The sequence below is a fragment of the Paraglaciecola algarum genome, assembly GCF_021532655.1.
Classification (GTDB): Bacteria; Pseudomonadota; Gammaproteobacteria; order Enterobacterales; family Alteromonadaceae; genus Paraglaciecola; species Paraglaciecola algarum.
Map to the genome: position 1 here is coordinate 13542 of NZ_JAKGAS010000018.1, position 18863 is coordinate 32404.

Here is an 18863-nt window from a genome sequence, read left to right on the forward strand (position 1 = left end):
GTTTAGGGGTTATTATGAATTTAAAGTTAGACTCAACCAAAACTATTATCTCTGAATTAGGCGACCGAATTCGACTCGCTCGGCTTAATGCTGATCTCACTCAAAAAGAGTTGGCAAATGAAGCTGGAATATCACTAAAAGCAGTCACCAATAGTGAAAAAGGAAAATCCACTTTGGAGTCGTTCGTAGCGATAATGGTCGCTTTAGATCTCACAGAACATCTAAATACATTTTTACCCAAACAAGATATATCCCCAGTTCAATTAGCCAAATTACAAGGTAAAACACGACAAAGAGCCACTGGCACTAAAAAAGCTAATCAAGTCAATGAGGATAAACCCTCGTGGTAACCGAAGTCATAACAGTCAAATATCAAGACCATGACGTGGGAGCTGTAAGTTATGATACTGATAAACAGTTAGGCGCATTCGAATACTTTCCAAGTTTTGTCAAAACGGGCATTCAGTTATCTCCCATAAAAATGCCTTTGTCAGACAAGATCTATTCTTTTTCAGAGTTAGATCACCACACCTTTAAGGGTTTACCTGGGCTAATTGCTGATTCGTTACCTGATGATTTTGGTAATGCGGTGATGAATGCTTGGATTGCAAGCCAAGGTAAATCAACAGCAGATATTAGCCCTTTGCAACGACTTCAATACACTGGAACCCGTGGTATGGGTGCATTAACTTTCGCTCCAGCTTATCGCCGAAAAAACCTTAACGCCTCACAATCAATCCAAGTAGAGTCACTCGTAGCCATAGCCCAAGATGTATTAAATAAACGGGCAGAATTTCAGGTCAATCTAGCTAACCAAGGCCAGCAAGATACTCAAGCTATGCTATCGCTATTATCAGTAGGTATGAGCGCAGGCGGAGCAAGGCCCAAAGCCGTACTTGCCTTTAGCCAAGACTTTAGCCAAGTACGCTCAGGACAAACTAATGCACCTAGTGGCTTTACCCATTATTTAATGAAGTTTGATGGCGTGAGTGAACATAATAAAAATCAAGAAACCTTTGGTGATCCTTTAGGTTACGGCGCCATGGAATATACCTATTATTTAATGGCCAAAAAATGTGGAATTAATATGATGCCGTGCCATCTGCTCAACGAAGGTAAGCGTCGACATTTCATTACCCAAAGGTTTGACCGTATTGGTAATAACAAAGTACATATGCAAACCCTTAACGGTATTGAACATGTAAGTTACAAAAAAATTGGCAGTTATTCCTATGCGGAATTATTTGGCACAGCACGAAAATTAGGTTTATCGCCAGATGATGCCATACAAATATTCAAACGTATGGTATTTAACGTGATTGCCAGAAATCACGACGATCACGCTAAAAACTTTGCTTTTGTGTTAGATAAACAAGACAAATGGCAACTTTCACCAGCCTATGATTTGGCATACAGCTATAAACCAGACAGCCACTGGGTAAGTAAACATTGGATGACCTTAAACGGTAAACAAGACAATTTCACCAGAGATGACTTTTACAGTTTCAAAAAAATTAGTCCACTATTCAACAAAAGAACAATTAACGACATTTTAGATAACACCAAAGAAGTCGTATCAAAATGGCCAAAATTAGCTAAAGAGCAAGCTGTACCTAGCTCTTTAATCAAAGAGATAAACCAAAACTTAAGGTTAACAATATAAGCTTCAATTTAGGTTCAAAAAATATAGCGATATAGCCACTAATCTTGTCTATTATGGGATATTGAAGTCATTAAAAAGGAAAGGAGTACCTATGAAATTAGTATTTAGTCATAACAACAATTTGTTAGTAAGTAATGCCCAGAATACCCTTGAAAATGCTGGGATTGAAACAGTGTTAAAAAATGAACATGCCTCTACAGGTGGTCATACTAACTTTGTCCATTTGGAACTATGGATAAAAGATGATCATGATGAAACAAAAGCCACTGAGTTATTAGACGCTATTAGCAAAGATCAAACAGCTGAAGATTGGGAATGTACAGCTTGCCATGAAAAAAATGGTGCTGCATTTGAAGTTTGCTGGAAATGCCAACAAGCAGTTGAATTATCAGCTTAATCTAACCCGAATCTCGGATAAGCAACGCCTGTCAACCAAGCTATTTTTGCCCCTCTCTGCGTTACTCATCATGGGTTTAGAGCGACTAGACAACATAATGAGTGCCTTGATATGAACAAAAATAGCATGATTTACCCTAACAGCACATCTACTAAGCACCGATGAATTTTTTATATCATTGAAATATATAATAAAATTTACTATCTCCGACATTTCTAATCCAAGACTCGGGTTAATCTATAAAAATTATAATCAAGTAAAACTAATTCGGTAGAACTAGTTTTACTTAATAACTATTTAATTGTTAACGGGTTTTATAACGCTCTATACAATTAAGCTCTTCGAAAGCAAGCACGAGGCGCTCAGCCATGGACTCTTCTAATTTTCGTAACCAAACTCTAGGATCATAATACTTTTTATTCGGCGCATCTGGATCAGAGTTATTGCCAATTTGAGTATGCAAACAATCTTGATTAGCCTGGTAGTAATCCAATACCCCTTTCCAACTAGCCCATTGAGTGTCAGTATCAATATTCATCTTGATCACCCCGTAACTGATCCCTTCTTCAATTTCTGCTGGTGTTGAACCCGAACCACCGTGGAACACAAAGTTTAAGGAGTTGTCAGGCAAGTTATGCTTTTTAGATACAAACTCTTGTGAATTTTTCAAAATAACTGGCGTTAAGTTAACGTTTCCAGGCTTGTAAACACCATGCACATTACCAAACGACGCGGCAATGGTGAATTTTTCACAAACTTGGCTTAGCTCTTCATAAGCATAACTTACATCTTCTGGTTGGGTATACAGTAAGGCATTGTCGATATCTGTGTTATCCACACCATCTTCTTCTCCACCAGTGCAGCCCAATTCTATTTCAATGGACATATCTAATTTAGCCAATCTAGTGAGATACTCTTTACAAGTGGCGATGTTTTCTTCTAGCGGCTCTTCAGATAAATCTAACATATGTGAACTAAATAGAGGTTTACCCGTTCGAGCAAAAAGCTCTTCACTTTCAGCTATTAATCCATCAATCCAAGGTAATAACTTTTTAGCAGCATGGTCAGTATGTAAAATAACCGGAATATTATAATGTTTAGCAACATTGTGAATATAATGCGCGGCGGCTATAGCACCAACAATTGCTGGCTCATGGCCAGATAAAGGCGCGCCTTTACCACAGAAAAATGCAGAGCCACTATAAGAAAGTTGAATGATTATTGGAGACTGGATCTTATAAGCTGCCTCTAATGCAGCATTAACCGAGTTTGTACTCACTACATTCACACCTGGATAAGCAAACTTATTTTCACGAGCTACGCGATATAAAGTTTCCAAATCTTTTCCACTTACTACACCAGCAGGTACCAAATCGACTAAGTTAGTCATTATAACTCCCATAACAGTAATTTTCAGATAACAGATTCAGGACTAAACATGTTAAGTCTAGTATTTAGTTATGATACCTATTAAAACTTAACACTACACCGAACAAAAAACGATATTTAATAACTCAATTAACAGTATTGTTAACTGTTTACTAGCTAAGTTTCATAAATTATAAATTAACGGGTTACATTATAAATCGTACGCGTCTTTCGCAAGACTATAGGTTAGGTCATAAGCTATTTTTTCAGCCTGCTTTTCACTAAGCCTATGATCAGAAACTAATTCTGCTAAAAATGCACAATCCATTCGCCTAGCTACATCATGACGAGCAGGAATAGACAAAAATGCCCTAGTGTCATCATTAAAGCCCACTGTATTATAAAAACCAGCGGTTTCTGTCACTTGTTGTCGATATCGACGCATTCCTTCTGGGCTGTCATGAAACCACCACGCAGGACCTAATTTTAATGCAGGGTAATGTCCAGCAAGTGGCGCTAATTCTCTGGTGTAATTTGTTTCATCTAAAGTAAACACAATCACTTTAAATTTAGGATGTGAACCATATTTATTGAGTAAAGGTCGTAAGTTATTGACATACTCAGTGGCAACAGGGATATCCGCTCCTTTGTCTCGACCAAATTGCTCGAATAAAGATTGATTATGATTACGATAAACCCCCGGATGGATCTGCATCACTAGCCCATCTTCAATACTCATAGCCGCCATTTCGGTCAACATTTGCGCTCGGAAACGATCAGCGTCTTCTGCGCTAAAGTTTGTTGAACGAATGGTTTGATATAAGGCTTCTTTTTCATCATCTGATAAATCTAAAGTACGGGCAGTCGCGTGGCCATGATCAGTTGATGTGGCGCCCATTTCTTTAAAGTAATAACGTCTGTTTTGTAAACTGGCTAAGTAACCAGCAAAGGTATCGATATTGATATTAGTAACTTCAGCTAGTTTAATAAGGTTTTCTTCAAAACCTTCAAACTCTGGATCGGTGACATTATCCGGACGAAAAGCAGTAATGACGCGACCATTCCAATCACTTTGTTTAATCTTTTTGTGATGTCGTAAATCATCAAGGGCACCTTCGGTTGTCGCTATTACTTCAATATTAAAACGCTCAAAAAGTGCTTGGGGTTTAAACGATGGCGTCTGTAACGCTGCTGTTATCGTTTCGTAATAAGTATCTGCATTTTCTGCACACAAAACTTCTTTCATGCCAAACACATTCACAAACACATAATCTAACCAAATATTGGTAGGTGTACCCTGAAACAAATAATAGTGGCTAGCAAACGTACGCCAAATCACCTTAGGATCAGTTTCAACCGGTATACCTGTATCGCCTTTTGTTAGATCTCGGTTTTTAAACCCTAATGCTTGTAAAGGGATACCAAAACTAAACAACATTCTGAGTAAATAATGATCAGGTTGCACTAACAACTCGGTTGCATTGGAAAAGTTTTCGTTATCAGCAAACCAAGATGGATCGGTATGCCCATGAGGACTTACGATAGGTAAATCTTTAATTTTTGCATATAGACGACCTGCTATATCTCTTTGTATGGGATCTGAACTAAATAAGCGATCCGGGTGCAATGAAAGCGTCTCAGCCACAATAATTACCTACTTTTTGTTAATAAAAAAATTCAAAATCTAAATCACACATTGTGATTGTGATCATGCTCATTTGACAGCGCCGAAAGGCGCTACCATTTTCCCACTTTAAAATTGGTAAGGCCACTTACCAATATAAAAGTTTAAACACTATGGGATAAGAATATTTACTCAGTCGTACTCAATTGGATCTTTAATATGTTTGCTTCGATAAAGTAAAAGTCTGCATAAACAATTGAAGTATTGATTTCACTCGCATTAGGTAAGTTACCTGTCGCTTCAGTCAATACAAAACCAAGATCATAATCTTTATTTTTATGTTTGGAGGTTAAGTAATCTTGACTCAATGCCGCCATAATCTTGTCAGCTAACTGAACCACAGTTTGCTTTAGTTCAGCTTTATCAGTGTGAATAGCTAAACGATACAATGCAGAGGCATATAATGCAGCGGCGGAGGTGTCTTTAGGTATTTTATGACCTAAATTCTTATACGCAGACGCACCACACGGCAGCACACTATCACCTTGAATTAACGCTTGTCCATAGGCTGATTTTTTGCCCTGCATGAAGGCTAGAGCTGATTCACTATAAATCTCTTTGTCCACTGTAATTGGGCTATATCCAACGTATGGTAAAATATCATCCTCAATTAAAAAGTCACATAAATCTAATATCCTAGAAAAACGATAAGTATCTTTTGACTGATCCGCAGCAATAACCGCTGCGTTTTCTTGAGTAGCGAAGTAATCCCAATGAGGAACAGCTTCCCCATCCAACAAATACACAACAGAGTCGACTAGACGTTCAACATGGCGTTCAAAGTCAGGAACTTGCATTTCGGGAGCTTGTTTTTTCAAGGCTTCTATTACGTTAACAAAACCATATAGTGACCAGCCTTGTCCACGAGCCCAAGCTGATACATTGCCTAAACCTTGCCAATTCCCAGGTCTTTGACTGCCATATTCGTAAACATGATAAGCGATTGGAAACGCCTGTTCAGTGTCATCAGAAGTATAAAAGTAATGATTCTTTAACGTCTGCTTAGCATGGGAAAATGCTAATTCGCGATGAGCTTGTTCTGAGCTTTCAAACATAAACTCTAAGTTCATCATGTTATCAACAATAACGGGGAATTCCCAAGGATTAGCCACTGGCACTTTATTCGCCAATACAGTACCGTTTTCTTCATAATTAATAAGAGAAAGTGGTTTCCAATCCCAAGATTTTATTAATCCATAACTAGGATCATAACGTGTTGCTAAGGTATCGCGACCAGTTTGTAACGCTTGTTCATATAAGGCACGAGTATCTTTTGGTAAATTGGCATAATGCAAAGCTTCACCAAAAGAGTCATATAATAAAAAGCCTAAATCATGGGTGGTTCCGCGCTTCGTTTCAGATAGTAAAGCAGCCTGATAAAATGTAGCTTTGTCAAACATCTTAGTTTGCTGCTCTTGGCTAAATCCGTCAATTTGATCTGTAACTGACAGTATTTTCCAAAATACGCCGGGGTAAAATCCGTTCGTCCACTTGGTTAACTTTTCCATATAGATTTGATCATGTTCAAGTGCCCGAGGAAAACATACAGAGTCGATTTGTAGACAGGTATCTGCCCATTTTAATTGCTGGTTACTATCCACCACATCAATCATTTTCAAATATTGGTCTTTTATAAACACCAGATTACTTTTTGCTTGTTCAGTATCAAAATCCGTTTTAGGCGCTGACTGTTTTGAATTTGTGTGGGCATTCGAAACATCAATACTTGAGGTTTCTTGTGGTTTATTTGCTTGCTCTCCGCATCCCATCAAACATATAAATAATAATGAACTCATGTACAGTTTCATTTTTTAGTACTCGCTTTTAGATTATTTGCCAAATTGGCCTGACCAAACATAATATTATATAATATTGGTTAACTTTTAAAGAACTAAATATACAAAGACATCCCAATATAAGCTATGACTCTTAAACCTCAAAAATATGATAGACCTAAACTTATATTAAGCAGTTTTTTAAGTAGCTTATGCTTTCCCATTTTAATCGTCATATCGAGATATGACTAGTAATATGATGTCTCATAAGTGATATTGAAACAAGTTTAGCAAAATTCAGTTTAGTCATTATGGTTTTCTAGTTATCAATTTGATATGCTGACCTGTACAAAATGCTTAGGAACAACTTACCCATCATGGCAACTTTTCAACTTGCTCGAGTACAAAAATCAGGTGGTCTTACAACTGAATTGGTTGAATCCCTTAGGGCAGAAATCCTAAAAGGTAATTTTAAGACTGGTGATAAACTTCCATCCTCAAAGATAATAGAACAACAATCTGGTGTCAGCCGCAGTGTTGTTCGAGAAGCTATTGCTCAATTAAAAGCAGAGGGATTAGTTGATAGTAAACAAGGTGTAGGCGTTTTTGTTACGTCAAAGAAAAATACTCAATCATTTCAGATTACTAAAGCTGAATTTGAATCTATTCATAACGCCATTCAAATACTTGAACTACGTATGTCAGTTGAAGTAGAGATGGGCGCTATGGCTGCGGTAAAACGTTCTGATGATCAAATGCAAAACATTACTAACTGCATGTTAAATATGGAAAATAAAATCTCTCAAGGTGAGGATTCTATAGCTGAGGATTTCGCATTTCATAAAGCCATAGCTGATGCTTCTGGCAACCCGTACTTTAGACGTTTTATAGATTATATTGGCTCAGGTGTTATTCCCGCAAGAGAGATGATTACAAACTATGAAAATGGTTTTGGCAGTGACAAGTTATTGGCAGTCATTCAAGAAGAACACAGACAAATTTGCCGAGCTATTGAATCTCAAGATAGTGATTTAGCCAGAGCTTCTATCAAGGCTCACTTAGGTAACAGTATTAAGAGGCATAGCCAAATTGAGGAATCTTTTAATATCAATCAAGAGCAATGATTGATTATTAGATTTTTTAATCTGATGCAATTCAAAGTTTTATAGTAGGTTTCGAGGCAAACCTACTGTTCCTTTCCCTAACAATACCTGTGGGTAAAAGAGGTTGTTTGATTTAATCTTAGTTATATGAAGTCTGAGCTAAGACAAATCATATCTTGCATGTATTACAATCAGGGTTCTTAGCAATTTTAAATGTTTGCCAATTCATACTTGAAGCGTCAAACAACATTAATTTATTCGCTAAAGGTTCACCAAATCCGGTTAAGACTTTAATTGCTTCTAATGCTTGCATAGCCCCAATCACTCCCACTAATGGCGACATCACACCGGCTTCTACACACGATAAATTCTGTTCAACAAACAACTCACTTAAACACTCATAACAAGCGTTATCGGGGTGAGGAATAAAAGTGCAAATTTGACCTTCCATACGGATCGCAGCACCTGAAACTAAGGGTACTTTTTGACTAATGGATACTTGATTGAGTATATTTCTAGTGGCTAAATTATCGCTACAATCTAGAATAATTTGATGTTGCAGTGCCTGTGAGCAGAGTTCTTGGTGATCTAAACGTTTTTCTACACAGTTAATTTTACAATTTGGATTAATTAACATCAAAGCTCTTTTGGCCGATTGGCATTTAGTGTCACCTAAGTCAGCCTCACCGTGTAACACTTGCCTGTGCAGGTTAGACAGCTCAACGCTATCGTCATCCACTATAGTTATACCACCAATGCCAGCTGCCACTAAGTACTGAGCAGCAGCACAACCCAATCCCCCTACCCCAATGACTAAAACTTTACTATTTAACAAGATTTCTTGTTTTTCTAAATCGAACCCAGGTAATAATATCTGGCGACTATAACGCATAGCTTGTTGAGTGGTTAACGTTTTTTTGTTCAATATATTGCTCATCTAGCTGCTGGTCATCAAGGCTTAACGTGATAGTTTTGCATAAATTGAATAAAATCTTGTTCTGCTAATGGGCGACTAAAATAATATCCCTGAATTTCATCACACCCCATGTCCTGCAACACTGTTAATTGTTCTAGTTCTTCAACGCCTTCAGCAATCAGTGTCAATTGCAGATTTCGGCCTAGTTCAATTATGGCTTTTACAATAGATTTGTCTGCTGAATCAGATGCGATGTGACCGACAAAAGATTGGTCAATTTTCAGTTTATCAATATTAAACTTTTTCAAATAACTAAGTGAAGAGTAACCGGTACCAAAATCATCAATTGCTAATTTAACGCCTAAATCCTTCAAAGCTTTGAGGGTTTCTAAAGTCTCCACTTCATTATAAATAATCACTCCCTCAGTAATTTCTAATTCTAAGTTTTGAGCTGGTAACCCCGTTATTTCAAGCACTTCGGTAACATTATTTAAAAAGTCTGGGCGCGCAAACTGCACAGGAGAAATATTGACAGCCACCACTAAATCATTAAATCCGTGAGAAATTAGGTGCTGAGCTTTTTCGCAGGCAGTGCGTAAAATCCAATCCCCAAGTTCAACAATCAAGCCTGCAGATTCTGCTAAAGGAATAAACTCAGCCGGAGAGACCCAATTACCATCTCTAAACCAACGTATTAATACTTCTGCACCAATTACTTTTTGGCTTTGAAGAGACAACTGGGGCTGAAAATATAATTCAAACTCTTCAGAAACGAGAGCTAACTTTAGATCATTCACCAACTTTTGTTCGTGAGCTAATTTAGCGCCTAACTCAAGATCAAATACCGCGTAACTCTTATCATCGCTACGAGCTGATTTATCTAGAGCAGCCATTGAATTAATATGTAATTGAGTGTAATTCTGACCGTGCTCAGGATAACAAGAAAATCCAAAATCTAATTTCACTTGATATTGATGATGAAACTCTTGGTAGCTAATTTTTTGCTCTATTTGCGCAACTAAAGAGTCTATTTGCCCTTTCTTTAAATAATAAGTACTAATCAGTGCAAAACTTTTTTCACCAATTCGGTAAGCCTCACAAGTTCCATCACCTAACTTGCTAATAATGTCTTGGATCGAGATCCCTACTTCTTTAACAACATGCGAGGCCGTAGTTAAGCCACTACTGGAAACGAGTTGTCCGTACGAGCGCAGCTCAATTAGACCTAACGAAAATCGCACCTGATTGGCACTAAGTTCCTTTACCGTTCTTTCTAATTCATAACGTTTTTTAAGGCCTGTATCAGGATCATGGCTAGCGCGGTACTCCAATTCTTTTTCAACCTTTTTACGCGCAGTAATGTCATTTAAATGCACATCCCATTGCAGTTGATCTGCCAACCAATGAATTTCGCACTGAAAATAAAAGTCATCAATCGCATATTCAAATAGCAATGAATCGATGTTTTCGTCATCTAGAATAACCTGTTGATATGATTCAATATTAGGCGCGAGTAAAAACTCCGCTTGCCCTATAGGTTTTCCAAGTTGTTTAAGTACACGATCACTAGCTGGGTTACAAAACGTCACTGTATTTTTTGCATCTAAACTAATAACAGGATTCGGATTTCGTTTAGGGAATAAAGATAATCGTTCGTTAGCGGCCGAACTAACTAGATAGGCTTTCCATGCCTTAACCACGCTATACACAATAAAAAGGGTGGCTAGTGCATAAAAAATCACAAAAAAGTTAACTGTACCCAAATCTCGAACAATGTAATTTTCAGACTTTTTTACATTATCTTTGGTCAATTCAATCAGTTGCTGAATTTGTGGAATAACCGCTAATCTAACCTCACTTAATTGGCTTAGGTGTTCACGAGCCATGTTCCAATCAGTATTATCAGAGCGGATATTTTGAATAAAAAGATCAGTTAACTTATTAAATTCTTCGTATCTATTTTTAGTTGTCACTATAGGAGGAACGTCACCAAACACCTCCAACAATTCGACTAACTCTTTTTGAGCTTGCTGTTTGGTATTCAAATAACCATTAATGAACTTATCTTCATCTTCTGTAGCATAAAACTCATATAGAAACCGTTCTTGCTCTGTCAAATTATTGTTAAATTCACGGAGTAAATCGTAAGTGGGTAATTTTTGAGTGAGCAAGCCTTTGGTGTTATCCGCGATTTGATTACCTGTGTGGTAAATAAACCCACTGATCACCACGCCTAACAGCAATATAACCACAAAAATAATATTGATGTAGGAGTGTGATGGTTTATTGGTCATTTAGTTGACCTCTTAAAAAACATGAATATTATTTATCTAGGTGGAAACATACCACCCATCCCACCAGGACCTCCTGGAGGCATCATACCTTTCATGTTACGCATCATTTTCTTCATGCCTCCGCCTGACATTTTTTTCATCATTTTTTGCATCTGAGTAAACTGTTTCAACATACGGTTTACGTCTTGAATTTGGGTGCCAGAACCCGCTGCAATCCGACGTTTTCTGCTGCCTTTAATTACTTCTGGTTTAGCTCTTTCTACTGCGGTCATAGAGTTAATAATGGCTTCCATTTGATTAAAGGATTTATCGTTCGCTTTATCTTTTACTTGCGCGGACATATTGCCCATACCCGGCATTTTATCCATAAGTGACATCATGCCCCCCATGTTACGCATTTGCTCTAACTGCTCCTTAAAGTCCTGTAAATCGAATCCTTTACCTTTTTGAACTTTCTTAGCCAGTTTTTGCGCTTTTTCTTTGTCTACTTTGCGTTCTACTTCTTCGATTAAACTAAGCACATCACCCATGCCTAATATCCGAGAAGCCACTCGTTCAGGGTGGAAGGGTTCTAACGCGTCTAGTTTTTCACCCATACCCAAAAATTTAATCGGTTTACCGGTAATGTGTCTCACCGATAAAGCGGCACCACCACGAGCATCACCGTCAGCTTTAGTTAAAATAACACCAGTAAGAGGTAGGGCTTCATTAAAAGCTTTAGCGGTATTGGCTGCATCTTGTCCTGTCATGGCGTCAACCACGAATAACGTTTCGACAGGAGTAATGGCTTTATGCAAAGCTTGAATTTCTTCCATCATGTCGCCGTCTACATGCAAACGACCAGCGGTATCCACTAATAACACATCAAAGAATTGTTTTTTGGCGAACTCGATTGCACCGGTCACGATATCAATTGGTTTTTGTTCAATTGAGGATGGATAAAAACCTACATCCACTTCACTTGCAAGTGTTTCAAGTTGTTTGATTGCTGCAGGGCGATATACGTCTGCACTCACCACTAATACTTTTTTCTTGTCTCGCTGTTTTAATAAGGCGGCTAATTTACCCACACTGGTGGTTTTACCGGCACCTTGCAGACCCGCCATTAGAACTACGGCCGGAGGTTGAGCGCTTAAATCTAACGACTCATTCACCTGCCCCATGACAGATTCGAGTTCAGATTGGACAATTTTTATGAATACTTGCCCTGGATTTAAACTTTTACTGACTTCAGTGCCCACGGCCCTGTTTTTTACTTGACTAATAAATTCCCGAACCACAGGCAAAGCCACGTCAGCTTCTAGTAGAGCCATTCTTACTTCGCGTAAGGTATCTTTAATATTATCTTCGGTTAATCGACCGCGGCCACTGATATCTTTTAGCGTTTTACTTAATCGTTCTGTGAGATTTTCGAACATCTGCTTTTTCACCTACAATTGTCATTAATATCATTATATCGAATGTAAACGCAGATAAGAATGGCTAATAACATAAGCTTTTGATATCAGTGCATCTTTGTAAACTAAATTGTTTAAGCTTTATCAGCCCGCGCTATGTCATGTACGCAAAAATAATGATAGTTTTAGCTTTGATATCAACTATTACAAATATACGGACATGGCTATTTTACGAAAACACTTTGCTCAAATGCGATTCTTTAGACCTATAACTCATCTTAAATTTAAAGGCTAATACATGTTGTTAGTGTATATTTGTTTTGCGTTCTATTTAGTGACGTCTGGTTTAGTGGTGACAGGCATGTTCCGCGAACAAGGTCATAACAAAATACTGGCCTTAGCCACTGCTACCACGGCCATTGTTTTACATACCTTTATATTAAAATCCACCATATTAATTGAACCTGGGCAAAATATGAGTATGCTCAATGTGGCCTCTCTCATTGGTTGGATAATCAGTATTACTATGTTATGTGCTTCGTTTAAGGTACCTAATACTATTTTGTTACCTGTGGTATATGGATTTACTGCCATATTAGTTATGTTAAGCCAAACCATGCCCAGTGCACATGTCATTCAAATGAGTGTGCAACCCAGCTTAATTATTCACGTCAGTTTGGCTCTATTCGCCTATGCGTGTTTAGGCATTGCATTTTTGTATGCTTTGCAATTGTTTTATATCAACTTAAGATTAAAAGAAAAAAACGCCTCCATGTTACATTCATCTTTGCCCCCACTTATGGCTGTTGAACATATTTTATTTAAATTATTATTAATCGGAACGGCCTTACTTACTCTATCGCTAATAAGTGGTTTTGTATTTTTAGATGATATGTTTACCAAAGAGCAAGCTCACAAAACTGTGTTGTCTTTAATAGCTTGGGCTATTTATGCCACTATCGTTTTGGGCCATGCAAAATTCGGCTGGAGGGGAAAACCTGTGATCATGTCTACCATAATTGGCAGCGTATTATTGACCCTAGCTTATTTTGGTAGTCGTTTTGTGCGAGAAGTGTTACTTAACTCTTGAATACATAAGCAATAGCACTTAAAGTGCAACTTCACTTTTTATAAAGGATTTGCCCAGTTGGACAGCATCACCACCAGTAGTTTATTCATTATACTGGGTGTTTTAATTTTACTCTCCGCTTACTTTTCTAGCTCTGAAACAGGCATGATGTCAATCAATAGATATCGCCTAAAACATCTTGAGAATGAAGGTCACAAAGGGGCGATTAGAGTACAAAAACTTCTACAACGCCCAGACCGATTAATTGGCTTGATCCTAATTGGCAATAATTTGGTAAATATTGCAGCATCTTCCATCGCTACCATTATTTGCATGCGTTTATTTGGCCACTTAGGACTCGGTGTGGCCACTGCCATTACCACCTTTTCTTTAACTTTAGTGGTACTCATTTTTGCCGAAGTCACCCCCAAAACCTTAGCGGCTTTATATCCAGAAAAAATCTCATTTCCCAGTTCCTTCATCTTATTACCTTTGATGTTTGTGCTGTATCCATTTGTATTTTTAGTCAATGGTATTTGTAACGGATTATTGGCATTATTTAGAATTAGTCCAATCAACGATGATGGTAAAAACTTAAGCCGAGAAGAGTTAAGAACCGTAGTACATGAAGCCGGTGCGCTCATTCCACAAAAACACCAAGACATGTTGGTAGGTATTCTAGATTTAGAAAAAGTTACGGCTGAAGACATTATGGTGCCTCGCAGTGACATAGTATCAATTGATATTAATGACGACTGGAAGGATATTCAAAAACAACTCGTCAACTCTCAACATACTCGAGTGTTGCTTTTTCGAGATAGCATTGATGATGCAGTGGGTTTTGTACATGTACGAGACGCTCTCAGATTATTATCTAAAGATCAATTCACCAAATCGTCACTCTTAAGGGCGGTACGTGAAATATATTACACCCCCGAATCGACTCCTCTACATACCTTAATGTATAAGTTTCAAGCCGCTAAAGAACGAATAGGTTTAGTGGTGGATGAATATGGTGATATCCAAGGTTTAGTTACCCTAGAAGATATTTTAGAAGAAATTATAGGCGACTTTACTACCAGTTTCTTGCCAGACCATAGTAAAGAAGCCGATATGCAAACTGATGGAAGTGTACTCATCGACGGCAGTGCAAACATCAGAGAGCTCAACAAAGAACTAGATTGGCAATTCCCTACTGAGGGACCAAAAACTTTAAACGGCTTAATTTTAGAATACCTTGAGGAAATTCCTGAAGCGAATATCAGTATACGTTTAGCAGGTTATCCGATAGAAATTATCGAAATGAAAGATAATATGGTTAAAAAAGTGAGGGTCTTACCAGAATATTTTCGCTCGGCAGAGTTAGAGCAAACTGAATAAAAACCAAAATCAGTACAACAATTATTTACTGTTCTTGTTCTTTATTTTGTCGATTCACTTTAATTTTTTTCTTTAATGATTCTACTTTTTCATTCAAATTACTAAGACGATCTATAATTCCCTGAAGCTCGTCGTCATGAGTCAGTTGAGATTCATCAACATGGTGTTTTAATACCTGTTGCAAATAGGCTGGTAAACTTTTAGTCGTCATATTATGTCTATCGGCCGAGTACCACCTTTTCTAAAGCTAAATCGCTGAAAAGTTAAAAAATACTTAATGCCATTCGGCATAACAACTAATTAGGATGGTAAACACATTCCAACAGCCCAGCCGATTCAGACAAATCGTAATCAATCACCACAATACTAGAGGTATCGAATAACATAGCACACTTATTAATAGTCACCTCTTCTACAAAGTAACTTATAAAAGGCATATGACTAACCAACAATACATAGTTTTGCGTATCTGCTGGAGTAATTAAACTGTCGATATAATCATGGGTTAACTGGTAGTTTCCACTAGGAATTATATCCTCCGATACTATTTTTTGCTTACAAGATATTTCTTTAAGAAGCTCTACATAGGTTTGTTCTGCGCGAACAAAAGGGCTCACCATAGCCAAATCAATGGACTTGTCTTTGCCTAAATATTGACGTAACCAAGTGCTAGCAATTTGAGCTTGTTTAATACCATTTGGAGTTAAACATCTGGCGCTGTCTAAAGGCCCGTATGTTTCAGCTTCTCCATGACGCATGATAATTAATTTCATATATTTGGCGAGTTTTTATTGGTAACAACAATATAGCAAATAATTAGATGAAAAATCCTTAACATCTTAAAATTAGTTTATGCTAGTGGGTATTTCGTAACTAAGGTTGTTAGCAAGGAGTTTAAGTTTTGCGTAAAAGTGAGCATGATCATCGTCAATTTAAATACACAACTCTGGATAATGGATTACGTGTATTTTTAGTTCAAGATACAGATTGCGAAAAAAGTGCTGCTTCTATTACCATTAATTCAGGACATTTTAATGATGACAAAAACAGCCCAGGATTAAGTCATTTATTAGAACATATGTTATTTTTAGGTGATCATAACAACCCGACTGCGAATCACGTTTCAAGTTTTCTAGAATCAATAGGGGGCAGTATAAATGCCCAAACTGGTACTGAGTACACCAGTTATTTTCTAGACTTCCCAGATGATTATCTGGCCAAATGCCTCAAACTTTTCAGTACTATGCTGATCAAGCCCATATTTGATGAACAATTATTGAAAAATGAAATTCAAGTCATTGACGCTGAATTTCAGGCAAAAGTTAGAGATGATTTACGTCGCCTTTACCAGGTTCATAAAGAAACCTGTAACCCCAATCATCCTTTTAGTCGATTTTCTGTGGGTAACAAAGAGATATTTGAGACATTTTCTAGTTCAGAATTACGTACAAAGTTAATAAACCTTCATCGGAAAAACTACCAACCACAACAGGCGTGTATGTGTGTTATCAGCTCTGAAGATTTATTGGTTATTGAACAGCAAGTAACACAAAGTTTTGCTACATGGCAAACTAACAACACACACAACACTCTTGAATTACCGAGTCTCTATCAGCCTGATAACTTAGCCATTAAAGTTAACATCGAACCAATTATTCACACACAGCGTCTCATAATTACTTTTGCCCTGCCCAGCCAAAAACAGCACTTTAGAAGTAAACCTTTGACAATTTTAAGCCACTTATTGGGTGACGAGGGTGAAGGCAGTTTATTGTATTTTTATAAACAACAGGGCTGGGCAACAAATTTAAATGCAGGCGGTGGCATTGAAGGCAGTAACTTTAAAGACTTCAATATTAACATTCAGCTTACAAGCTTAGGCATAGAAAAAACTGATACGCTGATCCAAGTTCTATTTGCATTTATATCCCTGATTAAAAATAACGGTATCGAGAACTGGCGAATAGAGGAAGTTGCCACAATTAATCAACTAATGTGGGATTTTTCAGATGCGACAAAAAGCATAGATGAAACGCTCCACTTAAGCCAAGCTATGTTCGAATACCCTGCGGAGTTTCTATTAGCTGGCGAGCACATTTTAGATCAAGTCAATGCTGAATTAGCGCTAGGTTTATTGGACTATTTTGTGCCTACAAATATGCGCATAAAAGCTATCTGGCCTAAAGTAAAAACCAATAAAATTGCTAATTGGTATAATACTCCTTACGCGGTAGAGAAGTTAACTAATCCAATTCTTCAAGCTTATCTTAATCAAGAGAGCCGAGAGGAACTTAACTTAACTACATTAAACTTATCTAAGCCCAACCCATTCTTACCCCAAAAACAAATAGCTAAACCTATCAACCAGGAATACGACACACCTATTCAACTTATTAACCAAGCTGGATTACAAATTTGGTATGGGCAAGACAATAAATTTTCTCAACCTAAAGGTGACTGTTTTTTATCTTTCGATTGTCCAGCCGTAACACAAGGCATTGAAGTTGTCGCAGCAAAACGTCTTTGGATTGCACTATTAAATGAAAAATTAAACCAAAGATATTATCAAGCGAATTTAGCAGGTATGTATTTTCATTTTTATCCGCATCAAGGTGGATTTTCATTACAAACCAATGGCTTTAGTCAAAATCAACTAACCTTCTACACTAAACTTCTCACTCAAATAGTCGAACACGAAGATTTTATTCACAGTTTTGAGCAAGTAAAAAACCGCCAATTATTAGCTTTATCCAATAAATTATTAAATAAACCGATAAATAGCTTGTTTTCACGACTCGCAGTATTAATGCAACAAAATAATTATTTACCTTTAGATATGGTTAATACTACGCAAAGTGTTACACCAGAAATTATATATCAAACTAAAAAACAGTTATTAAATCAATTTCACTTAAAAGGTTTGATGTATGGAGACTGGACATCAGACGAAGCGGATCAGATATCCTCTGTCATTAAATCTTTTAGGGCTAACTATAAAGTTGCTGGTAAAACTAAAAGAGGCGTAGCTGATATTCGCCAAGACAATACATATATTCACCAGGTTGATAGCCAACATACTGACTCTGCAGTGGTTATCTATTTTCAATCACCAGATGCAAGTATTCTTAATACTGCATTAACCATCATAGCTGAACAAATCGTAGCTGGGCCGTTCTTTCATACTTTACGTACAGAACAACAATTAGGCTATTTAGTTGGAAGCGGTTATATTCCCTACAATCAACATCCGGGTTTAGCATTTTATATTCAATCACCTCACGCATCAGTTGAGCAGTTGATCCAAGCTATTCATCAATTTATGCAAAACTTCAGCAACAACCTATTGGAATATTCGAGTATTTGGCAATCCATTAAAAAAGGTGTTATTAAGCAGCTTTCAGAAAAAGACACAAATTTAAGTATGAAAGCTCAGAGATTATGGATGGCTATTAGTAATAACGATTTTGACTTTTCGAATTCACAAAAAATGTTTCAAACAATTGAAAAGCTGGAATTAAGCGACTTAGTAAGCTTCTTCGAAAAACTAATAACCAAGCAAGGCTTTGGTGAAATTATTCTGCACTGCGGACCATTATCAACACAATCCCAAATTAATAATTTTGCCCCCATACTTGATCCCAAAATATTCAAAAAAACAATAGGATATCTTTAAACAAAATTGAGACTTGCATGTTTTTCCGGCAAACCTACCGTTTTTAGCTATTTTGTACGACTTTTCTTACATTACCACTTGTAGCGCAGCCTCAAATTAGGCATATTTAGTTACTAGCGATACGGATACGCTACAAATTAATAA

The 18863-nt window shown here is 37.2% G+C and carries 15 protein-coding genes; 7 read left to right on the forward strand and 8 right to left on the reverse strand.

What is annotated here, in order from left to right:
* Positions 1-14: 14 nt before the first annotated feature.
* The 3 genes from L0668_RS19670 (at position 15) to L0668_RS19680 (ending at position 2060) form a co-directional block, all read left to right on the forward strand.
* Positions 15-350, forward strand: coding sequence for a helix-turn-helix domain-containing protein (locus L0668_RS19670; RefSeq protein ID WP_235314439.1), 336 nt, complete (start codon positions 15-17; stop codon positions 348-350).
* A complete protein-coding gene (locus L0668_RS19675) occupies positions 344-1663 on the forward strand; it encodes a type II toxin-antitoxin system HipA family toxin (protein ID WP_235314440.1) in 1320 nt (439 codons plus the stop codon). The genes L0668_RS19670 and L0668_RS19675 overlap by 7 nt, the downstream gene beginning before the upstream one ends.
* 91 nt (positions 1664-1754) lie before the next feature.
* Positions 1755-2060 (forward strand): putative signal transducing protein, encoded by a 306-nt coding sequence (locus tag L0668_RS19680; RefSeq protein ID WP_235314441.1) that lies wholly within the window; start codon positions 1755-1757, stop codon positions 2058-2060.
* A 304-nt stretch (positions 2061-2364) separates the two neighbouring features.
* Here L0668_RS19680 and fbaA read toward each other — a convergent pair whose 3' ends face one another.
* From fbaA to L0668_RS19695, 3 genes are all read right to left on the reverse strand, one after another.
* Positions 2365-3450 (reverse strand): class II fructose-bisphosphate aldolase, encoded by a 1086-nt coding sequence (gene fbaA / locus L0668_RS19685; protein ID WP_235314442.1) that lies wholly within the window; start codon positions 3448-3450, stop codon positions 2365-2367.
* A gap of 189 nt (positions 3451-3639) precedes the next feature.
* Positions 3640-5073: a glucuronate isomerase gene (gene uxaC / locus L0668_RS19690; protein WP_235314443.1), complete on the reverse strand. Its 1434-nt coding sequence runs from the start codon at positions 5071-5073 to the stop codon at positions 3640-3642.
* 167 nt (positions 5074-5240) lie between these two features.
* Complete coding sequence (locus tag L0668_RS19695) at positions 5241-6908, reverse strand: glycoside hydrolase family 88 protein (protein ID WP_235314444.1); 1668 nt, start codon at positions 6906-6908, stop codon at positions 5241-5243.
* A 356-nt stretch (positions 6909-7264) separates the two neighbouring features.
* Between L0668_RS19695 and L0668_RS19700 the strand changes: the two genes are divergently transcribed.
* Positions 7265-8011, forward strand: a complete 747-nt coding sequence (locus tag L0668_RS19700) for a FadR/GntR family transcriptional regulator (protein ID WP_235314445.1) — start codon at positions 7265-7267, stop codon at positions 8009-8011.
* Between the two features lie 148 nt (positions 8012-8159).
* On the opposite strand, the gene moeB is transcribed toward L0668_RS19700, so the two are convergent.
* From moeB to ffh, 3 genes are read right to left on the reverse strand one after another with little or no spacing between them, the layout of a single operon-like run.
* Positions 8160-8927: a molybdopterin-synthase adenylyltransferase MoeB gene (gene moeB, locus L0668_RS19705; RefSeq protein ID WP_235314446.1), complete on the reverse strand. Its 768-nt coding sequence runs from the start codon at positions 8925-8927 to the stop codon at positions 8160-8162.
* Positions 8928-8941: 14 nt separating this feature from the next.
* Entirely contained in the window at positions 8942-11200 is a 2259-nt protein-coding gene (locus L0668_RS19710) for an EAL domain-containing protein (RefSeq protein ID WP_235314447.1), read from the reverse strand.
* Between the two features lie 32 nt (positions 11201-11232).
* Positions 11233-12618 carry a signal recognition particle protein gene (gene ffh / locus L0668_RS19715; protein WP_235314448.1) on the reverse strand — a complete coding sequence of 462 codons (1386 nt, stop codon included), beginning with the start codon at positions 12616-12618 and terminating at the stop codon, positions 11233-11235.
* A gap of 277 nt (positions 12619-12895) precedes the next feature.
* Between ffh and L0668_RS19720 the strand changes: the two genes are divergently transcribed.
* Positions 12896-13687, forward strand: a complete 792-nt coding sequence (locus L0668_RS19720; RefSeq protein ID WP_235314449.1) for a cytochrome C assembly family protein — start codon at positions 12896-12898, stop codon at positions 13685-13687.
* Positions 13688-13744: 57 nt separating this feature from the next.
* The gene (locus tag L0668_RS19725) at positions 13745-15046 is read left to right on the forward strand and encodes an HlyC/CorC family transporter (RefSeq protein WP_235314450.1); all 1302 of its coding nucleotides are present in this window, start codon (positions 13745-13747) and stop codon (positions 15044-15046) included.
* 25 nt (positions 15047-15071) lie between these two features.
* On the opposite strand, the gene L0668_RS19730 is transcribed toward L0668_RS19725, so the two are convergent.
* Both L0668_RS19730 and sixA read right to left on the reverse strand, forming a co-directional pair.
* Positions 15072-15257 (reverse strand): hypothetical protein, encoded by a 186-nt coding sequence (locus L0668_RS19730; RefSeq protein WP_235314451.1) that lies wholly within the window; start codon positions 15255-15257, stop codon positions 15072-15074.
* Positions 15258-15342: 85 nt separating this feature from the next.
* Positions 15343-15819, reverse strand: a complete 477-nt coding sequence (gene sixA, locus L0668_RS19735; RefSeq protein ID WP_235314452.1) for a phosphohistidine phosphatase SixA — start codon at positions 15817-15819, stop codon at positions 15343-15345.
* A 128-nt stretch (positions 15820-15947) separates the two neighbouring features.
* On the opposite strand from sixA, the gene L0668_RS19740 reads away from it, so the two are divergent.
* Positions 15948-18719 carry an insulinase family protein gene (locus L0668_RS19740; RefSeq protein ID WP_235314453.1) on the forward strand — a complete coding sequence of 924 codons (2772 nt, stop codon included), beginning with the start codon at positions 15948-15950 and terminating at the stop codon, positions 18717-18719.
* Positions 18720-18863: the final 144 nt, after the last annotated feature.

What these genes read in the sequence shown, in the direction of transcription:
- L0668_RS19700 (WP_235314445.1), top strand. Translation starts at nt 7,265, where the DNA reads ATGGCAACTTTTCAACTTGCTCGAGTACAAAAATCAGGTGGTCTTACA.
- ffh (WP_235314448.1), bottom strand. Translation starts at nt 12,618, where the DNA reads ATGTTCGAAAATCTCACAGAACGATTAAGTAAAACGCTAAAAGATATC.
- sixA (WP_235314452.1), bottom strand. Translation starts at nt 15,819, where the DNA reads ATGAAATTAATTATCATGCGTCATGGAGAAGCTGAAACATACGGGCCT.
- moeB (WP_235314446.1), bottom strand. Translation starts at nt 8,927, where the DNA reads ATGAGCAATATATTGAACAAAAAAACGTTAACCACTCAACAAGCTATG.
- L0668_RS19730 (WP_235314451.1), bottom strand. Translation starts at nt 15,257, where the DNA reads ATGACGACTAAAAGTTTACCAGCCTATTTGCAACAGGTATTAAAACAC.
- L0668_RS19670 (WP_235314439.1), top strand. Translation starts at nt 15, where the DNA reads ATGAATTTAAAGTTAGACTCAACCAAAACTATTATCTCTGAATTAGGC.
- L0668_RS19695 (WP_235314444.1), bottom strand. Translation starts at nt 6,908, where the DNA reads ATGAGTTCATTATTATTTATATGTTTGATGGGATGCGGAGAGCAAGCA.
- L0668_RS19680 (WP_235314441.1), top strand. Translation starts at nt 1,755, where the DNA reads ATGAAATTAGTATTTAGTCATAACAACAATTTGTTAGTAAGTAATGCC.
- L0668_RS19710 (WP_235314447.1), bottom strand. Translation starts at nt 11,200, where the DNA reads ATGACCAATAAACCATCACACTCCTACATCAATATTATTTTTGTGGTT.
- fbaA (WP_235314442.1), bottom strand. Translation starts at nt 3,450, where the DNA reads ATGACTAACTTAGTCGATTTGGTACCTGCTGGTGTAGTAAGTGGAAAA.
- L0668_RS19720 (WP_235314449.1), top strand. Translation starts at nt 12,896, where the DNA reads ATGTTGTTAGTGTATATTTGTTTTGCGTTCTATTTAGTGACGTCTGGT.